Here is a 24,448-nt window from a genome sequence, read left to right on the forward strand (position 1 = left end):
CATTGGTGGGATTATATCCGTTTGTCTGCGATTTCGAAAAAAAATCATTCTGGGGGAAAGTACAGCCGACACAATACTGGGCTTTTTATATCACAGGAAACACTGTTTTGCGTAAGGTCGCAGGTGATTTGTGACAGACATTTCCTTATAATAGCGCCACCTCTGACCCCTGCAATAATAAATAATAAGGTGAATAGACGTGATGGAGATCATCCGCGGAGCCCCTGCACTCTCGACGTTTAGGGTGCAAAAGCTGATGGAGGCCTGCGAAAACGCGGCGCTTCCGGTACGCCAAATCTATGCTGAGTATGTCCATTTAGCGGATTTGAGCGAGTTGCTCGACACAAATGAACGCCAGCAACTTGAAAAAATTCTCACCTATGGACCTGCGATAGAAGCTCATATCCCCCAAGGTTCACTCCTGTTTGTCACTCCTCGCCCCGGTACTATTTCTCCTTGGTCTTCAAAAGCCACTGACATCGCGCACAATTGTGGCCTTGGTAAAGTAAAGCGTTTGGAGCGAGGCGTTGCGTATTATGTCGAGTCAGATGCACTGACAGCGCCTCAGCAACAAGTTTTAAATGCGTTGCTGCACGATCGCATGGTTGAAATTATCCTCGATGATTTTGCTAAAGCCGATGTGTTGTTCAAACGCACTGAGCCTGCGCCGTTTAAGAGCGTCAATATTCTTGCCGAAGGTCGCCGCGCACTTGAAGTGGCTAACACTGAATTGGGGCTTGCTTTAGCTGAAGATGAAATCGATTATTTAGTCGAGAACTTCGTCCGTTTAGGTCGCAATCCCCATGACATCGAATTGATGATGTTTGCTCAGGCGAACTCTGAGCATTGTCGTCATAAGATTTTTAACGCAGATTGGACCATTGACGGTGAAGCTCAGCCTAAGTCACTGTTCAAGATGATCAAGAACACCTTTGAAACCACGCCTGATCACGTGTTATCTGCCTACAAAGATAACGCTGCTGTGATGGAAGGTTCGGTTGCGGGTCGTTTCTTCCCCGATCCTGATGGGGTATACAACTACCACACTGAACCAATGCACATCCTGATGAAAGTGGAAACCCACAACCATCCAACCGCCATCAGCCCCTATCCTGGCGCCGCAACCGGTTCAGGTGGTGAAATCCGTGATGAAGGCGCGACGGGTCGTGGTTCTAAACCTAAAGCGGGTTTAACAGGCTTTAGTGTATCCAATTTAAAAATCCCGGGTTTTGTTCAACCATGGGAAGGTAACTATGGCAAGCCAGAACGTATCGTGAGCGCGCTGGACATCATGACCGAAGGCCCACTGGGCGGCGCGGCATTTAACAACGAGTTTGGTCGTCCGGCATTGGTCGGTTATTTCCGTACTTATGAGCAGGAAGTCAGCAGCCACAACGGTGTTGAAGTCCGTGGTTACCACAAGCCAATTATGTTAGCCGGTGGTTTAGGTAACATTCGTGAAGAACACGTACAAAAGGGCGAAATCACCGTTGGCGCTAAGCTAATTGTGCTGGGTGGCCCTGCGATGAACATAGGTCTGGGCGGCGGCGCCGCTTCGTCTATGGCATCGGGTCAATCGAGTGAAGACTTAGATTTTGCTTCTGTGCAACGTGAAAACCCAGAAATGGAACGTCGTTGTCAGGAAGTGATCGACCGCTGTTGGCAGCTTGGCGATAAAAACCCTATCCAATTTATCCACGATGTGGGCGCTGGCGGTTTGTCGAATGCTTTCCCTGAACTCGTGAATGACGGCGAGCGCGGCGGTTTATTTAATCTGCGTAATGTGCCTTCGGATGAGCCTGGCATGAGCCCGCTGGAAATTTGGTGTAACGAATCACAAGAGCGTTATGTGATGTCAGTTGCCCCTGAAAACCTCGCGCTATTTACTGCCATCTGTGAGCGTGAGCGCGCGCCTTTTGCGGTGGTGGGTGAAGCGACGGCGGAAAAACACCTGACGCTTAGCGACAGCCATTTCGACAATAATCCTATCGATTTACCGCTCGAAGTCTTATTAGGCAAAGCGCCTAAGATGAGCCGCGATGTGGTATCGGCCAAAGCCGTATCGCCAGCGCTCGAACAAAACAAGATTGATGTTAAAGAAGCGGTTAAACGCGTACTGAGCTTGCCTACAGTTGCGGATAAAACCTTCCTTATCACTATTGGCGACCGCACAGTTACGGGGTTAGTGAACCGTGACCAAATGGTGGGTCCATGGCAAGTGCCTGTGGCCGATTGCGCTGTGACTGCGGCAAGCTTTGATACCTACGCCGGTGAAGCTATGTCACTGGGTGAACGTACACCGCTGGCACTGCTTGATTTTGGCGCCTCTGCCCGTATGGCTGTGGCTGAATCCATCATGAATATCGCCGGTGCCGATATTGGTTCATTTAAGCGTATTAAGCTTTCTGCCAACTGGATGTCTGCCGCGGGTCACCCTGGTGAAGATGCGGGTCTTTATGAAGCGGTGAAAGCCGTAGGTGAAGAACTGTGTCCAGAGCTGAGCTTGACCATTCCGGTCGGTAAAGACTCTATGTCGATGAAGACCGCATGGCAGCAAGATGGCGCGGATAAAACAGTAACGTCACCTATGTCATTGGTGATTACCGCCTTTGGTGTGGTGCAAGATATTCGCAATACAGTGACGCCAGAGCTATGCACAGATAAAGGCGAAACGTCTTTACTGTTAGTGGATTTAGGTGCGGGGAAAAATCGTTTAGGTGGTTCTTGTTTAGCCCAAGTGTTTGGTGAGCTGGGTGATATTGCGCCGGATCTTGACGATGCTGCACTGCTGCGTGGTTTCTTCGAAACCATGCAAAATCTGGTGGCTAAGAAGTCGGTTATCGCTTACCACGACCGTAGCGACGGTGGTTTATTCACTACCTTAGTGGAAATGGCTTTTGCCGGTAATACAGGTTTAGACATAGATGTAGAAGACTTGCAGGGCACTGATTTAGAACGACTCTTTAATGAAGAGCTCGGCGCTGTATTGCAAGTGAGCCGTGACAATGCTGCGAAAATTGCCGCTCAGTTCGCTATCGCTGGCGTGCCTTGCCATGTGATCGGAACTCTAGCCGACGATCAACGCATCACTATTAAAGATGGCGCGCGTGAAATCTTCAGTGATACCCGTGTAGCGCTGCGTACTGTGTGGTCAGAAACCACGTATCGTATGCAAGCTCTGCGTGATAACCCAGCGTGCGCGCTTGAAGAGTTCAAACTTAAGCAAGACGAAACTGATTTAGGCTTAACCGTTAACTTAAGTTTTGATCCAAGCACTGATGTTGCCGCACCTTATATCCTTAAGGGCGCTGCGCCTAAGATGGCGATTTTGCGTGAGCAGGGCGTTAACTCCCACGTGGAAATGGCAGCTGCTTTTGACCGCGCTGGATTTGAAAGCCGCGACGTACACATGTCGGACATTTTATCTGGCCGTATCAGCCTAGAGGATTTCCAAGGCCTAGTGGCCTGTGGTGGCTTCTCCTACGGTGACGTATTAGGCGCAGGTGAAGGTTGGGCTAAGTCGATTCTGTTTAATGAGCGAGCTCGCGATGAGTTTTCTCGTTTCTTTGAACGTGACTCAAGCTTTGCCCTTGGCGTGTGTAATGGCTGTCAAATGCTGTCAAACCTGAAAGAAATTATCCCAGGTAGCGAGCACTGGCCACGTTTTGTGCGTAACCGCTCGGAGCGTTTCGAAGCGCGTTTCAGCTTAGTTGAAGTGCAACAGAGCCCGTCGTTATTCTTCCAAGGTATGGCCGGTTCACGTATGCCCATTGCTGTATCTCACGGTGAAGGTTTGGCTGAGTTTGCTAGCCCTGAAGCGCTGGCGATTGCCGAAGCGTCAGGCACGATTGCGCTGCGTTTTGTCAATGGTAAAGGTGATATCGCGACTCAGTATCCACAAAACCCGAACGGCTCGCCAAATGGCTTGACTGGGATTTGTACCACAGATGGCCGCGTAACCTTGATGATGCCGCACCCCGAACGTGTATTCAGAACTGTGGCTAACTCTTGGCATCCAGATGTTTGGGGTGAAGATAGCCCTTGGATGCGTATGTTCCGTAATGCGCGAGTGACCTTAGGTTAAGCGTTTAAAGTCAACGGCTTTTGCCTTTGTTGAGGGGCAAAAGCAGGTTAATGAAAGCGTAAAAAAGGAGCGATAATTTCGCTCCTTTTTTTATATATAAAATGCATTTTATGGAAGTGATTGTATTTCAAATTATTAACGCTTATTGCAAATAATCTAATGGATTAAAGTGGCAAAATAGCCACTTTAATAGGTAAATACCTATTAATAGGTATGTTGCGCATTTGATACGGGGCGTGGTGTTTTATGGGGTTCTGGAGTTGTTGGGGGATGCTAGGGTCTTAATATAGAAAAAGCCCCCAATCTCAGGGAGATGGGGGCCCGTTTTGCGCTAACAAAACTTCACATAAATGCAATTAATTTCACGAGTAATTCTGGGGATTATTTCAGCTCATTAGCTGTATAAAGTTCAACAAAAACACGCTTGTAGCTGTTAACCAGACGTTCAAATAATTTAGTCATATCGATATCTCCACACCAAAAGTTAGTACCTATGTGCGCGAAGTTGGTCTTGGCTGGGCTACGACACCAGTTCTACCAAATTGTCTCCTTAACACAGGACATATATTAAACAACTTAGGTTAGCTTCTCAAACGAGAAAAAATACAAATATTCATTATTAAAACTAATGCATTTTAGCCTGTTCGATTGTGGTTTTTTATATTTATATGTATTTATATTTGATTTTAAAGGTTTTAAATTGTGGCCACTTAAATTTGTGACAATATTTTTTTAGTTAATTTGTTGCAACATTATTTATTTATTGGTTTTTTGATGATTAGAGCTGATTTTTACTGCCTAGTTGGTAAAAGTATGACTTTATATTAATTAATGGCTGCTCACTACTCTTGTTTTTATCGATTGTCAATCCTCTCTGGTGGGGAAGTGTGTGCCTCACCGCAAAACCCACCTAAACCCCTGAGTTTGATTGATTTGCATCAAAGCGAGGTGGTATAAAATAGCCACAAATGAAAATGAATAAATATCTTAACTATCTGATATTTATATCGATGAAATCATTTGATTGAGTGAGTGGTAGGGCGTCGGTCTCAGTTACTTGCGATAGTGTGACTCGCGTCTCAATATGCAACAGATATTGGTACTTTTTAGCCCTTGCTGCTTCGAACTAATGCAAAAGATTAAATTTAACGGTTTATACTGTTGTCGCAGATATAAACACAAAATGAAAACTCACTATCCTACAAAGGCACTTGCTGTGATTGACGCGGGTTTTGTCATAGCAATTGGACGCACCAAGTAAGGAGTCACCGATGATTGTTGAAGAGGTTGTTGAGCTATCGCGGTTGCAGTTTGCGCTGACAGCCATGTATCACTTCCTATTTGTTCCCTTGACTTTGGGGTTGGCATTTTTGCTGGCTATCATGGAATCACTGTATGTGATGACAGATAAACAAATTTATAAAGATATGACTAAGTTCTGGGGTAAGTTATTTGGTATTAACTTTGCCTTGGGGGTTACCACAGGTTTGGCAATGGAATTCCAGTTTGGTACTAACTGGTCTTACTATTCGCATTACGTAGGGGACATCTTTGGTGCGCCTCTGGCTATTGAAGGTTTAATGGCCTTCTTCCTTGAATCTACCTTCGTGGGTATGTTCTTCTTCGGTTGGGATCGTTTCACTAAGCGTCAGCATTTAGTCGTGACTTGGTTAGTGGCCTTTGGTTCTAACATGTCGGCATTGTGGATCCTAGTGGCAAACGGTTGGATGCAAAACCCTGTGGGTTCAGTGTTCAACTACGAAACCATGCGTATGGAAATGACCAGCTTCGCTGAGGTTGTGTTTAACCCTGTCGCGCAGGTTAAGTTTGTTCACACCGTCGCTTCGGGTTATGTGGCGGGTGCCATGTTTGTACTGGCGATCAGTGCTTATTACATCCTCAAGAAACGTGACTTACCTTTTGCCCGTCGCTCATTCGCGATTGCGGCAAGCTTTGGTATGGCGGCGATTCTGTCGGTTATCGTGTTAGGTGACGAATCTGGCTATAAAGTGGGTGAAGCACAGCGCGTTAAGTTAGCAGCGATTGAAGCTGAGTGGCATACCGAGCCTGCTCCAGCAGCCTTTACTGCTGTCGGTTTTCCGAATCAAGAAACCATGAAAACAGATTTTGCAGTCAAAATTCCTTATGCGATGGGTATAGTGGCAACACGCTCGTTGGATGAAGAAGTGACTGGTATTCATGACTTGATTGCTGAGCATGAAGTGCGTATCCGTAACGGTATGAAAGCCTATGCCATGCTAGTGAAACTGCGAGCGGGTGAAGAAACGCCTGAACTACGTGCTGCTTTTGAAGAAGCGAAAGTCGACTTAGGCTACGGTTTCTTACTGAAACGCTACACAGACAAAGTGGTTGATGCGACTGAAGAGCAAATTAAAGCAGCAGCTAAAGATTCTATCCCGAACGTAGCACCGATTTTCTGGAGCTTCCGTGTGATGGTAGGTCTAGGCTTTATCATGTTGTTCGTATTTGCTGCGGCATTCTGGCAAAGCACACGTCATCAAATTGCCGAGAAAAAATGGGTACTTAAAGCTGCACTTTATAGCTTGCCATTGCCTTGGATCGCGATTGAGTGTGGTTGGTTTGTGGCTGAGTATGGTCGTCAACCTTGGACGATTTCTGAGGTACTACCGACCTTTATGTCTGCGTCAAGCTTAACGACTGGCGACTTATGGTTCAGTATCCTTTCTATCACCTTGTTCTACACTGTACTGCTGGTGATTGAGATGTTCTTGATGTTTAAGTTTGCCCGCATTGGTCCGAGCAGTTTGAAAACTGGTCGTTATCATTTCGAGAACCTAGAAGCCTAAGCAGAGGATTTCATTATGTTTGATTATGAAATATTAAGAGTTATCTGGTGGGCTCTGATCGGCGTACTGTTCATCGGATTTGCGGTTACTGATGGTTTTGACATGGGTGTCGGTGCGTTACTGCCAATTATAGGCAAAGACGATACTGAACGCCGTATCATGGTTAACACTATTGCTCCCCATTGGGACGGCAACCAAGTGTGGTTAATCACAGCAGGCGGTGCGTTATTTGCCGCTTGGCCTATGGTGTATGCAGTGTCTTTCTCTGGCTTCTATGTCGCCATGATGTTAGTGCTGTTTGCCCTCTACATGCGTCCAGTCGGATTCGATTATCGTTCTAAAATCGAAAATCCAAAATGGCGTAAGTCGTGGGACTGGGCTTTGTTTGCCGGTGGTTTTGTACCTCCGCTAATCATAGGCGTGGCCTTTGGTAACTTGTTGCAAGGTGTGCCTTTTGAATTCGACGAGTTCCTACGTGCGACTTATCATGGTGGTCTGTTCGGCCTGTTGAATCCTTTCGGTTTGCTGGCAGGTCTTGTGAGCGTGAGCATGTTTATGATGCAAGGCGCTTCTTGGCTACAAATGAAGACTGACAGTGAGCTGCGTGTTCGTGCTGCGAAAGCCACGCAATTCTTCGCACTGTTAGTGGCTGTGTTGTTTGCTGCTGCGGGTGTGTGGTTAGCCAATGGTATTGATGGTTATGTAGTGACTTCAGTACTGGACCATAATGCGGTTTCTAACCCAGCCATGAAAACCGTCGCAATTGAAGCGGGTGCTTGGCTTGCCAACTATGACAAATACCCCATCACTATGCTGTTCCCCATCTTAGGTGTGGCATTGCCTCTGCTAGTGATTTTGGTTAGCCGCTTTAACCGTTCAGGTTTTGCGTTCCTATTCAGCTCACTCACTGTGGCTATGGTGATTTTGACTTGCGGTGCAGCAATGTTCCCATTCGTCATGCCATCATCACTTAACCCTAACGTCAGTTTGACTATGTGGGATGCAACAGCCAGTAAAATGACCTTAGGTGTTATGACTGCTGCTGCAGCGATTTTCGTACCTATAGTGTTGAGCTACACTGTCTGGACTTACTACAAGATGTTTGGTCGTATCGGCCGTAAGCATATTGAAGATAACAAAGCCTCACTCTATTAGGCATTAAGGAGCATCTGCTATGTGGTATTTTACGTGGATATTAGGGGTTTTGTTGGCCTGTTCTTTCGGGATTATCAATGCCCTGTGGCTTGAAAATACAGAGAACATGGACAGATCGGCAGAAGATGCCGAGTAACGTCTAAACTCGATTTAAAAACCTCGCATTAGCGGGGTTTTTTATTGGGATTTTTTGATGGGCTGAGGTTATTTTAGTTTGAAGTAGAGCTGCGTTATTGTATTAGGCCAAGCAGTTAACTTCGCTGCAGAGTGGTGGTATAACTGCAGCGAATAGGCCTGATATCATCGCTTTTTGATTGTGCTCTCTGCAGATGCTTGCTCGCATGGTTTAAGATATTTTCTCCATTTCTCCATTTCTCCATTACTCCATTACTCCTTTACGTCAGGATCCTAAATCAAAGTCCCAAATCCCTTTCTTAAATGTTGCTCCTATCGTTTTGATGTAGTGCTGTTATAAAAAATGCCGCCCAGTTAGGGCGGCATTTAACGTTTGATAAAGCACTAACTCTGTATCTAACCTGAACTCGGGATAACGAGTGTCGAAAAATCTAAATTTAACAAATAAAATCAATTACATAAAATTATTCGTTTAAAGCGAAAAATCTATTTCCTGACTGAATGCGCAGATTTTTGCGCATATCAAGGCGCTCTGTCGTACGCCATAGCGAGCTATGGTTAGACAGAGCAACGCAGAGAGGCCCGAAAAGATGTCTATTCAGCGGCTCTGCTTATCCCGAGCTCAGGTTATCTAAGTCCGTATTTGAGTTATGCCTTAAACTGGCTTATTTGGCGTTTTAAGGCGGCGGCTAAGGAAGACAGTTCATTGGCAGAATGCACTGTTTCAGTGGCACGGTGCTCGCCTTCGTTAGCGAGTTCGCTGATCTGATGCAAATTGTGGGTTATCTCTTGTGCAACACTGCTTTGCTGCTCAGTAGCCGAGGCAATATTGCGTGAGCTAATCGCGAGTTCGCCAATCCTACGGGTGATTTCCTTCAGTTGTTCACCCGTTGCTTCACCCTGTGCTGCAGATTCCATTCCTAATTGATGACTTTGGCTCATTTGTTCTGTGGTGCTTTTCACTTGAGTTTGCAGCTTTTCAATCGTTTGGCCAATTTCTACAATGGATGACTGGGTCCGCTGGGCGAGAGTTCTCACCTCATCGGCAACGACGGCAAAGCCTCGACCTTGATCGCCTGCGCGCGCCGCTTCAATCGCTGCATTTAATGCGAGTAAATTAGTTTGTTCGGCAATGCTGTTAATGACTTCGGTCACCTTGCTGATCGCTTCACTTTCATGGCTGACTTTTTCAACCGATTGATGACTGTTGCTGAGTTGCTGACTGAGTTTGAGTAAATCCTGCACCACTTTCGTCTGTTGGTTTTGACCTTCTTTGGCTGCGGCATCCACTTGCTGGCTTTGAACTGCGCCATCTTGGGCATGATTAGCCACATCACGGATCGAGGTCGACATTTCTTCGATGGCAGTTGCGATTTGATCCGTTTGTAGCATTAGGGCTTGAGCTTCTTCACCATTTTGCTTCGCGATACTTTGTGCCTTGGAGGCCTGTTGCTCTAGACTTATGACTGAATCCTGCAATGCAATAATCAATTGCCTGAGCTCTGAGGACATAGTTGATACGCTGGTCGTAATTCGATCCACTTCGTTTTGACTCTGTGGTTCTGATGGCGCTAAGTGATGGCTAAAATCGCCACTGCCTAAATTTTCCATATGCACTTGGAGGGCATGCAAAGGTTTGAGTGCGCGAATTAAGACAACTGATAATAGCGCTGTGATCAGCGCGATCCCTGTGATAGCAACGATGGCGTTGATGGTGAGCAATTGCATACTTTCTTCATTAAGCTCACTTGCTTTGACTTGACCCACTAGCACCCAATTCCAGCCTGTTACGGTTTGGCTATAGGCAAACATGGGCTCATTTTTACTATTGCTGTAATGGGATTCCGCATCATTTTGGGTGGCATACGCAACACTTAAGCCATCAAGCATACTTTCGGTGATGATGTCACCTGCGTTGAACTTAGGATGGGCGACTAACACATTGTCTGCTTTGCGTACTAATAGAAAATGGCCACTTTCTTCTAAGGTGATTCTGTTAACTGCTTCTTGTAATTGTTTTAAGGAACTGGTGATGTCGAAGCCAATATATAAGATACCAATAACTTTGCCCTGTGTGTCTTTCACTGGACGATAGACTGTCATGTAGTCTTTGCCGAAAAGTTTGGCATAACCTTCGTATTCATTACCGCTGAGCAACACTTGATAGCCTGGATGTGTTTTGCCAAGGGAAGTACCTAGTGCACGGCTGCCATCGGCTTTTTTGAGCGAAGTCGAAACTCGCATAAAGTCATCGCCATCACGCACAAATACTGTAGCGGTACCGCCAGTTAGATTAGCAAAACGATCGACTTTACTTTTTGATGAGTTCACTTGTTCTTGTTCATGCATTAGGGCTGGAGAGCCTACTCCCATCACATTGACAGTTTTATTTTGCAGACTAAATTGTCCAGGATACATTTCCTTAAAAACATCGGCGTTGCGTCTCGCAAGCTGCAGAAGACTATCGTACTGCAGCTCTAACATGTCTGAAACTGCACGCATTTCAGATTTCATGGCACTGATACCTTTATCTTCTAATACATTTGAAGCGGCTTTATAGGAGACGGTACTCAATACGCCAAAGATGAGAAGAGTGAGAATAAACGCGAGGGCGCCAATTTGTTTTGCAATAGGCCAATTTTTATAATTCATCGTAAGATCCTATAGGTAACGGTTACATCAATGTAGCCTAAGTTTTACTCTGTAGTCTTGATGTGGGTCTAAAACTTCTGCAATTTTAAACTCATTTCGTTGATATTTTTGCAGTTTTAGACTTGGACTCATCAGCTTATTTTGCAGAAATGTTAGCAGATAACATGCCCAAGTACTGGCTGTATTCTGAAGGTATAGACTAAGCTGCTTAAGGTGAATGGAGTTCATAGTGTTAGAACCACATTATAGGAGAAGTGTATATGCTAGGTGAGAATCATGCGTTGGTTTATGAGTTTCCTGATTTTGTCGATCAAATTAAGCATTTAAAAGTCAATAATACTGCCTTCGCGACCATGGCTAGTCGTTACCATGAGCTCGATAATAAAATTAGGGCGCTGGAGTTAACAAAAGTGCCCACCGCCGATGAGCACTTTTTAGCGTTAAAATTAGAGCGATTAAACCTTAAAGATAAACTGTACCAATATCTAGTTCATGATGCGATTTGAGCTTGAATCGCGGATGGGGTGTTTGCCGTACGGGTTTTCATCAGCAGCAAATACATGGTTGGAACCCATACCAGAGAAAGTAAAGTCGTCAGCAGGGTGCCGCCCGCGATAGCAATGGCAAAGGGAGGCCAAAACCCGCCGCCAGCAATGATGAGCGGAATAAAACCGCCCACGGTGGTAATGGTTGTTGAGCTGATATGACGACCACAGCTGCTGACGGTAGAGACTATGGTTTCCATATCGCCGAGCCGAGCGCTCGGCATATCTTCTAGTTCGGCCAAGATCACAATCGCAGCGTTAATGGCAAGTCCCATTAATCCAAGTAGTCCTATGATGACTGGGAATCCAAATGGGTACCCGAACACAAACACGGCTAATAGGCCTAGTCCTGCTGATTGTATCGCGCTCAATAGAATAATCGCTGTGAGCCGAAAGGAGTTAAACGACAATACCACAGTGGCTAATAACAAGGTGACGACCAACATCATATTGGACAGTAAATTACCGACTGCTTCGTTACGCTTAGCGCTTTCCCCACCGATTTCAATGCGATAACCCGATGGCAACGGTAATTGAGCCACTTTATCTTTGACATCATTAAGTACTTGAGCAGGTAATACCCCACTGACGATGTAGGCTTCTATGGTATTAACCCTTTGGCCGTTGCGCCTTGGAATGGCGCCGCGGCTCACTTGCACTTCGTTGTGGGCGAGGGCGGATAATGCAACAGACTCACCCGAAGGTGTCATTAATTGAATTTCAGAAAGGCGGCTCACCTGCTCGCGACTGTCATCAGCAAGGCGAACTCGTACGGGTAAGGATTCTGTTTGCTCAAGCACGCTACCACCGATAACGCCTGTGGTTGACATTTGGATCTGTTTGGCAATGTCCGTCAGGCTTAACCCACTCATTAGACTGGCATCTTCATTTACCTGTAGCCACAGCTTAGGTGCACCGGCACTTAAGGTTGCACGTGTGTGAAGTACGTCCGGCGTTTGCGCGAGAATATTACGAACGTCGTCGCCCAATGATCGCAAAGTATCTAGATTCGGGCCGAAGATCATTAACTCCACTGGCGCATTAAAGGGCGGGCCTTGCTCGAGTTTTCGTACTAGTACTTGCGCTTCGGGAAAAGCGCTATCAAATTGCTGTTGTAATTCGGGGATTAACTCATTGGCACGCTCAAAGTCAGTCACTTTTACCATGGCTTGTGCATAGTTAGTCGCCCCTTGTTGGCGCTGCGTCAGGTTGTAATAAAATGAGGGCGTATTACCGCCGACCACCCAATCGACTTGAGTGATCCCTGTGACTGCGTGGAGTTTTTTATCCATCAACTGCACTTGGTTCAAGGTGTTTTCTAAACTCACATGGGGCGCAAGATAGATTTCAATTTGGAACATGTCCCTGTCCGATGGCGGAAAGAATTGCTCTGTCATCTTACCCGAGGCGAAAAACCCTAATACTGGTGTAATGCCGATAAGCAGCGCGCTGACGATAGGGCGTTTAAGGGCAATTCTCAGGCTCGCTTGAAAATATTGGCTCACTAGCGGGAGGTTGATCCCGTGTTGGTACCAGACATCCTGTTTACCTTCATGACTAAAACGTCCCGCGAGCCCTGCAATTAACGTATGGGAAATCACGTAAGAGCCCAGCAGCGCAAACATCACTGACATGGCAATGCCACCGACGAATTCCCCCGCAGCACCGGGCATGAGTACTATGGGCGCAAAAGCCAAAATAGTGGTGATAGTCGATCCCGCTAAGGGCAGCCAAAGGTGGTGTAAGGTTTCGCTCACTGCGGCTAAACGGCTCATTCCTTGCTGACGCCTTTGCGATATGGCATCGACAATTACTATCGCATTGTCCACCATGATCCCAAGGGCGACGACGAGTCCTGTCACCGACATTTGATGTATCGGCAGGCCGATATATTTCATGCACGCCAAGGTAAATAGCGCTGTGAGCGGCAATGAAATCGCCACTATGATGGCGTTTCTTAAGCCTAGGGTGAGGAGTAATACCAGTAAGATGATGACAAATCCTTGCAGCAGGTTAACCACTAGCCCGCCAAGTCGTTCGCTGGTGTAACTGTTTTGCTCGAATAGCCACTGGATCTGGATGTTGGCGGGGACGTCGCGATTGAGTTCGTCAACGACGTTATTGACTTGTGCTTGCCAAAGATCAACACGGGTATTATCGATCATTCGCACTGCAACCATTACGCCTTGTTCACCATCGACTAACGCTATGCTATTCGCTGGGGTTTGAGCTTGGCGAGTCACTGTGGCTATGTCGCCGAGGCGAATAATTTGCCCTTGGCTATCAATTTTAAGCGGCACTTGGCGAATACGGGTTAAAGAATCAAGCTCGCCGGAGACTTCAACTAAGGCACGAAATTCACGGTTGTTGATTTCACCGGCAGCAATTTTACTGTCGGCGCCGCTGAGAATATGGGCGATGGACGCAGGAGAGAGCTGTAACTGGCTCATCTTGTTACCATCAAGCTGCACTAGCATTTCTTCGGTCGGTGCGCCGTAAAGTTTGACAAAATCCGTGCCCGATAACAGCCTGAGCCGACTCTGTAATTCTTTTGCGTAGCGGTTTAGCATGTCGACTTGTACGGGCGTATTACTATTCCACACTAAACTTAAGATGGCGGTGTAGGCATAACCAATTTGATCATCGAGTGTGGGAGATTGTATGCCCTCAGGTAAATTAATTTTCGCATCGGCCAATAAATCCCGTGCTCGAGACCATACGGGAGCCGTTTCTTTAACTGTGTCTTTCAATTCTAACTGTATAACTGAAATCCCTGGTCGAGAGGTTGATTGGATCAACTTAATTTCTTCCAAACGTCTGAGCTGGTTCTCAATGACTTCAGTCACTAAGGCTTCTACCCGCTCGGCTGAGGCGCCAGGATAAGGGGTGATCACAGAGGCGAAACGGTTAGTTATGTGGGGATCTTCAGTACGCGGTAGGCTCGATATCGCACCAAAGCCTGCGACAAGTAATAGCGCAATAACGAGGCTGACTAAGCGGCCGTTTTCAACAAAGGCTTTAATCATAATTACCTCGTAGCTGCAACAATGGGAGATACAGTTTGGCCTACGACCAGCTTATGCAGCCCTTGGCTGACATAGATTTCATTAGGCTGAATCGCGCCTTGAATGTAGGCCATGTCTTGGGTGGTGTAGAGGATTTCCACATCGCGGCGCTCTATGATGGATTGCTGTTCATAGTTTGCGATGACATAGAGATTCCATAATCCGCGAATACCATCCGTCAGTGCGGAAATGGGTACCCAATAGCCCGGTTGCGGGATTTGCTGTTGTTGATGCAGATACGCAATTTCGCCATTGATTACATGGGCATCATTTGGCAGGCTTATTCTCAGTTGTAGGGTACGACTGATGGGATTGACTTCAGCGCTAATACCGGCAATTTCAGCTGTAAAGTTTTGATCTCGTACACTAACTTGCACTTGCTGTTCGGTGTTAAATTGCTCCGCTAGCGCAACAGGAACACCAATATAAGCTTCAGGATTGATGTTACCCACTAAGGTGAAGATAGGACTGCCCGCGGCAATCACTTCGCCAAGATTATGTAGCCTTTGGCTTATGGTGCCGTCAAAGGGCGCCACTAAGATGGATTTATCGAGCTTAAGTTGATTGGCATGCTGCGAGGCGAGTAGACGGTTTTTCGCTGCGGCTAAGCTATTTAATTGTGAGCGGTTTTCATCTAATAGCTGTTCAGAGACATAGCCCGATTTCTTTAATTCTTGATTACGTTTTAGAGTGCTGGTGGCCAGATCAACATCGGCTTGGGTTTGTGCCAGACTTGCTTGGATCTCTTGACGCTCGGCTTCGAGTAGTCGGGTATCGAGAACTGCAAGTATTTGTCCTTGCTTAACTTTACTCCCAGAATCGACCAGTAAATTGTTTAACTTTCCTGCTAGTTCAAAGCCTACACCTGTGGTGTTACCTGCACGGATAGTGCCAGTGAAGGTCTGAAAGTGTTCATAACTTGGGGTCTGGATCAACGCTTGGCTTGTGACTGTGGGTAGCGTGGCTGTCGTAGCGTGTTCAGTCACTTCCTTTTGACAGGCGGATAATGTGGCTAAAGCAAACACGCAGACGCTAAGAGTGCGCCAAGAAAGTCGGGCAGTTCGATCCATTTTAAAGGCTTCCGCTGTAAGTTAAACGTTAATACTATGTAACTAGACTTTCCAGTCTAGTTGTACAAAACTAGACTGTCTAGTCTATTTTGTGCTTAACTAATGCCAATTAATTATGTCTATCTATTTGAGAGTTGATATGACGCATTCCTCTGAGACGCAATTACCTTTGAGCCGTAGTGAACAAAAACGTCAGCAAGTCCTTGTGGCTGCTATTGATTTGTTTTGTCGTCAAGGTTTCCCTCATACCAGTATGGATGAGGTTGCAAAGCTTGCGGGCGTGTCGAAACAAACCGTATATTCCCATTACGGCAGCAAAGATGAATTATTTGTTGCGGCAATTGAATCTAAGTGTGTTGGCCATAATCTTAATGATGATTTGTTAAGTGATCCCACTAAGCCGGAATCGGCATTAACCCAATTTGCTTTGCAATTTGGGGAAATGATCGTCAGTCCTGAAGCTATTACCGTATTCAAAGCCTGTGTGGCGCAATCCGAAAGTCATCCTGAAGTGTCGCGATTGTTCTTTGACGCGGGCCCTAAACACATAGTGGGCTTATTGGCGGATTATTTAGTCGCTGTAGAGGCGTTAGGGCAATATCGATTTGGTAATGCTCACCATAGTGCAGTGCGTTTATGTTTAATGCTGTTTGGTGAGCTAAAACTTAAATTAGAATTGGGGTTAGCGGCCGATGAGCTTTTTGACGACAGGAATCATTATATATTGGGTTGTGCTGACATGTTCTTGAGGGCGCATAGGGTAGAGTAAAGGCTTGTTTGTTTCAAAGGTATTAGTTTGTATCTTCATTTTGAAAGTGTGAACCTTTTTATTCAATAGCGCGTATTATGCACAAAAATTTATCCATTATTTTAAATGCAAGGAGCTAGCGTGGCTAATCGAAAACTCGCACCATTAAGCGTAAAACAGCGGTTGCTGAAAGGCAGTTTGTTATTGTTACCGTTAATGAGCTGTGCCGCTATTGCAGCGGATAAACCTTCGCAGGAATACAAACCTTTTAGATTAAGTGTCACGCAGATCAGCACCCAAAGCGCCGAGGTAGCTAATGGCAATACTGAGCTACAAAGGGACAGCTTATTACTGAATGCTGGGATGAATGTATCACTGGATAAGCAATGGTCGCTAGGCTTTCGTGTGGGCTATGACCGACTTGATTATGACTGGCGTAACATCACGCTTACTGGCGCAAACAATGTCGCACCGCTGTTTGGCACCGACGGACAGAATTGGGATCATATTAATCGTTACCGTGCCGGAGTGTCGTTAAATTATCGCATGGATAAACATTGGGCCTTCTTTTTAGCGCCGCAGATCCAATATGCCTACGCCGATACTGCATCGGCTAGCCAAGCTCAGAGTTACGGTATTGTGGCATCGGCCATGTATGCATTTGATTCGGGAAACATGATTGGCTTTGGCGTCGCGTATCTTAATGATATCGATGAAGTTCGCACTGTGCCTTATCTTGCCATGCGTTGGCAGATAGATGAACATTGGACACTGGCTAATCCATTCCAAGCTGGTTTTAGTGGTCCAGCAGGACTAGAGCTCAGTTATCAATTCAATCCTGATTGGAATATTGGTTTGGGGAGTTCACGTCGTACTGAGCGATTCCTTATTGAGGATGATGATATTGCTGTGGAAACGAACGAATGGGTGAGTTATCTGCGTGGCGGTTGGCGAGCAACGCCTGCTTTAACTGTAAATCTCTATGCTGGTTATTACTTTGATGGTGAGTTAGAAGTGACAAATCAAGCCGCGCTTGAAATGGATAACCAAGGCGCAGCGGCCTTGGATATCGAATTCAAATTCTAACGTTAATGTCAGTTATTTGCCCAGCATGGCCTCTTTGAGGCTTTTCTGGGCTGGCTTATCACCTAGCCAAATTTTTAACAGTGCTTGACGGAACATTTCACCTTCGATGGTGGCTTGTTCCTGACCATTTTTATAGGCCGTCACGCCACGGGCTTTATTGGCGACTAAGGTAAATTGGTCACCTTCTTTAATTTCTTCCTTAAACAGCGCCATAAAGGTATCTATTTGCGGTTGAATATCGGCGGTGTTTTCTGCCGTCGCTTGCTCAAAACCTTCAGTGATCGCATCGCGCATTTTTTCTGAGGTGATCATGCCTGAGGTAATGTTAAGGCGGATTGCCGCAATTGGTGCATCAATAACCGCTGCTGTGCTACTCAATGCTGCTGGCAAATACAAACTACCTACGTATAAATCCATAAAGAACTTACTGCGAACGCCCGCGCCATTGAGCTGTAATGTTTGGCTATCTAATGTCACTGTCTCGGCGACTTGCACTCCTGAGACTTCTTTGGCCATTAATGTGTGGGGTAATAACAGCGCGCTTGCTAGGGTAAGAGTGGAGAGTAACTTCATAATACACCTCATTTTTCTATTTTAATTATTGGGTTTTAAGCAGATTTTTATGAGTATTTACAGCAAAAAGTTGACCCAAACTTCTCAAATACTCGACACCGAAAACGGATGTTAATCTAAAGAAGAGGAGAGAGATAGGCTAATTGTGCTTACGCATTATTCGAAAATGGCTAATATGGCATACTCATCATTAAATATGTGCATGCCAACAAGATGACTCATCGCGCTAAATTATCGGCGTAAAAGTGTTGGCGTAAAGCTATCGATGGGAAATCATCAGCGTTAAGTGCCCTGTATAAATTATCCGCGAGTGCCTAGCTTGTATTGACCACTCTGTTCGAACATCACCGCTTGTTTCTGTTTTGGCGAGATCAAAATGGGACCGTCGTCAAAGAAAAGAAAACACTTCCAATTGCGGACGAACACATCCCAACGAGTTTCAATAATCTGATATTTTTCATAGCAAAAATACACCGGCGTCTCATCGGGCCATTGTATAAACTCAGCTAACATGGTGGGTAAACTGCTATCTTCACTATCCCAAGCGCTCTGCCAATGATCTGTTTCCACCCAAGCATCAGCCTTCGCCGCCCAATCTCCCTTAGTAAATTGCTCCGCACGACTACTCTTGTTGCTGATCCATTGATTCCAGATTTCCATCGCACTTTTATCTGTTAACGGCAGGATATGCACCTTGTCCTCGTCAGTGACAGGCAAGTCTTTGTGGTTGAAAATCCACTTACGGCGGTAAGTTTCTAAAGGTATATAGGTATGAGCCAAACAAAATCTCCTAGGATATGCAGATGAGCAATGCTGAAACGAGGCTAATTATACGGTCTAGCGAGGTAATAGTGAAATCACCGAACACGAATATGCGAGTTCGGTGATCTTGAGCCTGTTATTGTGAGACGTTCATTAGTCTTGTGAGTTCAGATAAGTAATCACGTGCCACTTGATTATCGGGATCGGCATTAATTGCATTAGAAAATGCAGTGTGCGAAGCTTCTACTTGATTGATTTCAAACATGAATAATCCAAGTTTTATCCATGTTTGTGTATCCGATGGATACTTCTCTAAGTAATCTAGGTAGACATTAACTGAGTCTTGAATCTTGCCTTGGAGTTTTAAAATATGCGCATACTGAGGCATGTACTCATCACTATAAGCCAAAATTTTGACTAGAGTTGCTGTTGCAAGCTCAAGGTTACTTAGTTTGAGCGCCAGTAAAATAATATGCTTTAACTCCATCTCAGTACAAAGTTCTTCAGGCAGAGCAAGTAAAGCATCTAATGCCTGCTGCGGCTGCTGTTCAAGGCTGAGTTGGAATGATAAGGCGAGGTGGTACAGCCTTTTAGCTTCATTGTCAGATTCAATTAAGGGGAATAAGTTTTGGACTGTAAGTGATAATCCATAACTATTTTCATTCGAGTTTAGTCCCATAATTTTTTTATAGACGCGTTCCATTCCAGAGGCTTTATTTAGCGTATCGATATAAGCTTTTCGTACTTGAGTGATATCTTCTTCAAATTTATCTTTTAATTGTGAAAAAATAAAATTTTCATGCGAGTCAGATAATGCAACTTTATGGTTTTTGCACCATAAGAAAACTCTACCAGGTTGATGATTTTCTAGCCAGACAGGGGCGAGTGGAGCTAATGAGCTAGAATCAATTTCTAATATTCTAAAAACTATTTTTTTGTAAGATTTTATTACTAGTTTAAGAATGTTATGGCAGGTCGTATTAAATGCATCATAGTAATTTATAGTCATTTTATTAATGTGTGATTGAGTCCAATTTTCTGTTTCTCTTGTAGTTAGAAACTTTGAAAACTCAAGATATCCATAGGTTTTAATTAATCTTGTTAGCTCTGGGTACTTTGAGTTTATACTTTTTTCAATCTTATTGACTTCATCAAGTATGACATCAGAGTTCAATGAGTTTAAATTGAGTTTTTTAGATAGCGCTAACGCTTTCTTTGTTAGCTTTAGTAGCTTGGTGAGATCGTCTTTAGCTTTTTTACATTCATCTAATGTTTGTTCTAAGTCAATTTTTTTATTTTGGGTGTCGCACTTTTCTAGGCAAGAAATTATTTTACTACCAAGTTCATCAAGAATAATATTTTTAGTAGAAATATGAGAAATGCCTTCGATTTTTGCAGCATTTTTTGACAAATTTATAAAGTCAACATTAGGATATTTTTTAGCCTCAGATGCTAGTGACTCCATCGCATGGACAAGCTGTATTGGAGTTTCAGCTTGGTAGCCTGCATAGGTTTCGACCCATTTATTATTATGTCCTAAATTAGGGCCTAGATTAGCTTCAACTGTTCCGTTTGCATGAGTGTATCCAGATCTTGAGTAACAATAATCAACACCACTTAATAGTATTTTTTTGAACCCCATCTCAACAGCTAGGCGAATCGAACTATTAGTAACTGTCGGCCCGACAGTAATGATGTTGTCGTGATCCTTTTTGCCACTCCATGGATATCGTTGACCTAGATATATACTTTGTCCTTGCCATTGTGAAAGTACTTTTGGACTAACGTGGTAAGAGTTTACTAGAAGTGTGTTTTCACTTAATGCAAAAATTTCTCGACTAACATCAAAGCTAAACTCTTGTGGATCAACGCAAGTGATAATATCAACTGAAATAGAGTGTTTAGCTAGCTTACCTGCAATACGCGACACTGCAATAATGAAAAGATTGTCACTGTTCTTTATTATCCAATCAATATGCTCATCAAGTGAGGGGCCGCCAGCAACGACCAAGCAAGTCTTCCCTTCAAATTTGTTTCTAAGAAGCTTTGCAGGCGTGTGATTGTCTGGGATATTCTCTAGTTGAGTCTGAAAGAATATTTTTTGGGTGAATAAAACCCTATGATTAAAATATTCGTCTTGGACTTTGTTTTCTATTCTGCTAAATAGTGAGTTATAGGCTTCTAGGTGTTGGGATGTGACACCAAGAGAAGCATAAATATCATACTCTCCTTTAGCGAGATATATTTTTATATCCTCTTGTTCTAACTGCTCTAGAAAATCAGTTTCATTTACTATCTTAAAATTTTTTTGCTTAGTTGACGGGATATCTATAATTAATAATGGTAGCACTTCATCCAATTCGATAAATATAAATTTAGACCCTAAAGCGATTTCCTGTTCTAATGCATAACTTGCTAGCAGTCCTGAGTCCATTCCAATAATAATATTAAGCTTATCTTTAATCGAAAATGCCTTTTTAAACTTATTGTTATAAATTGTTTTTGAGTCAAGATTTTCAAAAGTATGGCGATTTATGCTAGGTAAATAGTATTCATTAAATCGACTTATTGCGAAACTATTCAATATTTTGTTCATTAGTTATACATTCCTATTGGTCGGCAAGTAAGTCAATACGAGCTCTTATCTTATATGCCAAGGCAAAAAATTGCTCAGGTAGAAAACAGCAATAAATGCGCCATGTTATTTTTTTGACAGTTTATATTGACATTTAGCCCTCAGGTGTTGATTGACTAGTTAGAAAGGGCTGACTTGATGCAATAAAGTCGAAATTAGCCTATAAAATCATGTAAATTTTACGAGTAACTACCTATACTAATAGAGCTTTATAGGTGAGTAAACTACGTTCTAGTAATGATTTTATGCCATGTTGGCTTGTTTTTTGCTTTGATTTAATTGCTTTAGCAGTAAATCGTCAATTGTATAGGTTGCTACGGTTACATTATCAAGATGGAAAGCTAAATTGAGCCACTGGGGAGGCCCTATGTTTGATAACAAAACAATTTTAATTACAGGTGGCACTGGGTCATTTGGGCAGAAATACACAAAAACAATTTTAGAAAGGTATAAGCCCAAACGGTTGATCATTTTTTCCAGAGATGAATTGAAGCAGTTTGAAATGCAGCAGATATTTAATGCTCCCTGTATGCGTTATTTCATTGGAGATGTGCGTGATGCCGACCGCTTAATGCAAGCATTGCAAGATGTCGATTATGTTATCCATGCAGCAGCATTAAAACAGGTACCTGCTGCAGAGTATAATCCTATGGAATGTATCAAGACAAACATTTATGGTGCAGAGAATGTTATTAAGGCCGCTATTGCTAATAAAGTAAAAAAGGTGATCGCCTTATCGACAGATAAAGCTGCGAGTCCAATTAATCTTTATGGTGCGACAAAGTTGGCTTCTGATAAGTTATTTGTTGCAGCCAATAACATCGTAGGTCCTGGGAAAACACGCTTTGCTGCCGTCAGATATGGAAATGTCGTAGGTTCTCGTGGTTCCGTCGTTCCTTATTTTAAGCAGTTGATTGCTAATGGTGCTTCATCTCTTCCTATTACCCATCCCGATATGACACGCTTTTGGATTACACTCCAAGATGGTGTTGATTTTGTTCTTAAAAATTTCTCTAGAATGCAAGGTGGAGAAATTTTTGTACCTAAGATCCCTTCAATACGAATTTCCGATTTAGCGGATGCTTATGGTAATGGATTACCACATGAGATCGTAGGTATTCGTCCTGGTGAAAAAATGCATGAAGTTATGTGTCCAGGTGATGATTCTCATCATACGATAGAATTCTATGATCATTTTGTTATCACACCATCAATTAAATTTTTTGGTCGTGAAAGTGATTTTACAGTTAATGCTTTAAATGAAGTTGGCACTTTAGTTAATTCTGGCTTCGAATATAACTCTGGTAGTAATGTTCATTTTTTAACAGTCGAAGAAATATTAAAACTAGATGAGGAGTCATGTTCATGATTCCATATGGAAGGCATGATATTGTTACCGATGATATTGCTGCCGTTGTTGAAGTATTACAATCCGATTTTTTAACTCAAGGTCCTAAAGTTCCTGAGTTTGAAAAGGCCATTTGTGGTTACACGGGAGCCGCATTCTCTGTTGTCGTTAATAGTGCAACTTCTGCTCTACATATTGCTTGCCTTGCCTTGGGTGTTGGTCCTGGAGATCTAGTATGGACATCACCGATTACCTTTGTAGCATCGGCAAATTGCGCTTTGTATTGCGGTGCTGAAATTGACTTCGTCGATGTTGACTCAGAAACAGGTAACATGTGTCCTGTTGCCCTTGCCAATAAATTACGTAATGCTGAGCGTTTGCCTAAAGTTATTATTCCTGTTCATTTAGCAGGCCATAGCTGCGATATGCAAGCAATTGGCGATTTAGCTAAGCAGTATGCTGTGAGTGTTTTAGAGGATGCTTCCCATGCTATAGGAGGAAGCTATCAAGACCAGAAGATAGGCGCATGTCAGCATTCCGATATTTGTGTATTTAGTTTTCATCCGGTAAAAATAATCACGAGTGCAGAGGGAGGAGTTGTGACTACTCAACAATCCGACTTAGCTAAACGTATGGTTCAACTTCGTAGCCATGGGATTGTTAGAGATCATACTGTTATGCTTAGGCCGAATGAAGGTGACTGGTATTATGAACAGCATGAGTTGGGGTTTAACTATCGCATGACCGAGTTACAGGCAGCGCTCGGCGTGTCGCAAATGAAGCGACTCGATGCCTTTGTTTTGAAAAGAAATGAATTAGCAGCACTGTATCGTAAACAACTCATAGGCCTACCTTTTAGTTGGGTAGAGCCTTTACCTAATACTCAAAGTGCTAGACATCTACAAATTATCCGCCTACATGATACCTCTGCAAGAAAGCAGATATTCAATGATATGCGAGCTGCAGGTATACAAGTAAATGTGCACTATTTTCCTGTACACCTTCAGCCATTTTATCTTCAAAAAGGTTTCCAACGAGGAGATTTTCCATCTGCGGAGCACTTATATGAGCAGATTTTGAGCTTGCCCTTATACCCTGGACTAGAACTCGATGAACTGAACTTAGTGATAACCCAACTCAAGCTTCAGTTATCAAAGCAATGATAGTTTTTTATTTACGTGCAGTTAACCAGTAATAAGACTCGATTCTGCCATCAGTAAAGTTTTCATCAGTGACTTTCCCGATGGATTGAATGGTTAATCCTACACGCTCAATTAACTGACGTATCTCATTATCATCGTAATAGCTCTTCACTGTATCAACAGTTTTTCTGCGCTCTTCTTTTGCATTGAAAGAAATGATTAGACTTGCACCTGACTTAAGAACATGGCTAATTGCCTGAAGAGTAAATTCAGGTTGCTTCAAATAATGCATCAGCCCCCAACAAAGAATCATATCAAAGTGTTGGGCCGAGAAGGGGGTTAATACATCCGGTACCGAACCACATAAAAGTTGTTGTTGCGGTAATTGATAGCGAGATTTAACTATTTCAAGTGCTGCCTCACTTTGATCGGCGCCATACACTTGCCGAAACCCCAGCTCCAACAATGCTCTGATGTTACGTCCTTCGCCACATCCAAGATCTAAAAGTCGTGCATCTGGTTTTAGGTCCAGTCTAGAAACCTGTCTTATGACATTAATATCCGGCCAAACCAAAGGTTTTTTTGCTCTGACTTCCCGATAATGTGTTTCCCAGCTCATT

General features: G+C 44.0%; 16 protein-coding genes. 9 read left to right on the forward strand and 7 right to left on the reverse strand.

Going from position 1 to position 24,448, the window contains the following annotated elements; genetic code table 11:
- Positions 1–202: 202 nt before the first annotated feature.
- The 4 genes from purL (at position 203) to cydX (ending at position 8,203) form a co-directional block, all read left to right on the forward strand.
- Positions 203–4,084 carry a phosphoribosylformylglycinamidine synthase gene (purL, locus tag L5L77_RS04820; RefSeq protein WP_263184996.1) on the forward strand — a complete coding sequence of 1,294 codons (3,882 nt, stop codon included), beginning with the start codon at positions 203–205 and terminating at the stop codon, positions 4,082–4,084.
- Positions 4,085–5,355: 1,271 nt separating this feature from the next.
- Positions 5,356–6,912: a cytochrome ubiquinol oxidase subunit I gene (locus L5L77_RS04825; RefSeq protein WP_028761244.1), complete on the forward strand. Its 1,557-nt coding sequence runs from the start codon at positions 5,356–5,358 to the stop codon at positions 6,910–6,912.
- 15 nt (positions 6,913–6,927) lie between these two features.
- Positions 6,928–8,067 carry a cytochrome d ubiquinol oxidase subunit II gene (cydB, locus tag L5L77_RS04830; RefSeq protein WP_028761243.1) on the forward strand — a complete coding sequence of 380 codons (1,140 nt, stop codon included), beginning with the start codon at positions 6,928–6,930 and terminating at the stop codon, positions 8,065–8,067.
- Between the two features lie 19 nt (positions 8,068–8,086).
- Positions 8,087–8,203 carry a cytochrome bd-I oxidase subunit CydX gene (gene cydX / locus L5L77_RS04835; protein WP_011788717.1) on the forward strand — a complete coding sequence of 39 codons (117 nt, stop codon included), beginning with the start codon at positions 8,087–8,089 and terminating at the stop codon, positions 8,201–8,203.
- Positions 8,204–8,850: 647 nt separating this feature from the next.
- Here cydX and L5L77_RS04840 read toward each other — a convergent pair.
- Entirely contained in the window at positions 8,851–10,854 is a 2,004-nt protein-coding gene (locus L5L77_RS04840; protein ID WP_263162193.1) for a methyl-accepting chemotaxis protein, read from the reverse strand.
- A gap of 260 nt (positions 10,855–11,114) precedes the next feature.
- Here L5L77_RS04840 and L5L77_RS04845 point away from each other — a divergent pair, with 260 nt between their 5' ends.
- On the forward strand, positions 11,115–11,360 hold the full coding sequence (locus L5L77_RS04845; RefSeq protein WP_105251903.1) for a YdcH family protein: 246 nt from the start codon (positions 11,115–11,117) through the stop codon (positions 11,358–11,360).
- On the opposite strand, the gene L5L77_RS04850 is transcribed toward L5L77_RS04845, so the two are convergent.
- The gene (locus L5L77_RS04850) at positions 11,345–14,425 is read right to left on the reverse strand and encodes an efflux RND transporter permease subunit (RefSeq protein ID WP_263222191.1); all 3,081 of its coding nucleotides are present in this window, start codon (positions 14,423–14,425) and stop codon (positions 11,345–11,347) included. The genes L5L77_RS04845 and L5L77_RS04850 overlap by 16 nt on opposite strands.
- Before the next feature lie 2 nt (positions 14,426–14,427).
- Positions 14,428–15,534, reverse strand: a complete 1,107-nt coding sequence (locus L5L77_RS04855) for an efflux RND transporter periplasmic adaptor subunit (protein ID WP_263184926.1) — start codon at positions 15,532–15,534, stop codon at positions 14,428–14,430.
- Positions 15,535–15,673: 139 nt separating this feature from the next.
- Here L5L77_RS04855 and L5L77_RS04860 point away from each other — a divergent pair, with 139 nt between their 5' ends.
- Entirely contained in the window at positions 15,674–16,303 is a 630-nt protein-coding gene (locus L5L77_RS04860) for a TetR/AcrR family transcriptional regulator (protein ID WP_131523683.1), read from the forward strand.
- A gap of 120 nt (positions 16,304–16,423) precedes the next feature.
- Positions 16,424–17,368: a DUF6268 family outer membrane beta-barrel protein gene (locus L5L77_RS04865; protein WP_168824508.1), complete on the forward strand. Its 945-nt coding sequence runs from the start codon at positions 16,424–16,426 to the stop codon at positions 17,366–17,368.
- Between the two features lie 12 nt (positions 17,369–17,380).
- On the opposite strand, the gene L5L77_RS04870 is transcribed toward L5L77_RS04865, so the two are convergent.
- The 3 genes from L5L77_RS04870 to L5L77_RS04880 form a co-directional block, all read right to left on the reverse strand.
- Positions 17,381–17,941 (reverse strand): chalcone isomerase family protein, encoded by a 561-nt coding sequence (locus L5L77_RS04870; RefSeq protein ID WP_198572645.1) that lies wholly within the window; start codon positions 17,939–17,941, stop codon positions 17,381–17,383.
- Between the two features lie 300 nt (positions 17,942–18,241).
- Positions 18,242–18,721 (reverse strand): DUF2947 domain-containing protein, encoded by a 480-nt coding sequence (locus L5L77_RS04875; protein ID WP_263177083.1) that lies wholly within the window; start codon positions 18,719–18,721, stop codon positions 18,242–18,244.
- Positions 18,722–18,839: 118 nt separating this feature from the next.
- A complete protein-coding gene (locus L5L77_RS04880) occupies positions 18,840–21,299 on the reverse strand; it encodes a 6-hydroxymethylpterin diphosphokinase MptE-like protein (protein WP_263222193.1) in 2,460 nt (819 codons plus the stop codon).
- Between the two features lie 406 nt (positions 21,300–21,705).
- Here L5L77_RS04880 and pseB point away from each other — a divergent pair, with 406 nt between their 5' ends.
- Positions 21,706–22,707 carry a UDP-N-acetylglucosamine 4,6-dehydratase (inverting) gene (pseB, locus tag L5L77_RS04885; RefSeq protein WP_105251911.1) on the forward strand — a complete coding sequence of 334 codons (1,002 nt, stop codon included), beginning with the start codon at positions 21,706–21,708 and terminating at the stop codon, positions 22,705–22,707.
- The gene (gene pseC, locus L5L77_RS04890) at positions 22,704–23,849 is read left to right on the forward strand and encodes a UDP-4-amino-4,6-dideoxy-N-acetyl-beta-L-altrosamine transaminase (protein WP_263184929.1); all 1,146 of its coding nucleotides are present in this window, start codon (positions 22,704–22,706) and stop codon (positions 23,847–23,849) included. Before pseB ends, pseC begins: the two co-directional genes overlap by 4 nt.
- Positions 23,850–23,856: 7 nt before the next feature.
- Here the strand turns inward: pseC and L5L77_RS04895 are convergent, their stop codons facing one another.
- Positions 23,857–24,447, reverse strand: coding sequence for a class I SAM-dependent methyltransferase (locus L5L77_RS04895; RefSeq protein WP_263184930.1), 591 nt, complete (start codon positions 24,445–24,447; stop codon positions 23,857–23,859).
- Position 24,448 lies beyond the last annotated feature (1 nt).

Origin of the sequence: Shewanella sp. SM29, assembly GCF_025654245.1 — a bacterium.
Classification (GTDB): Bacteria; Pseudomonadota; Gammaproteobacteria; order Enterobacterales; family Shewanellaceae; genus Shewanella; species Shewanella oncorhynchi.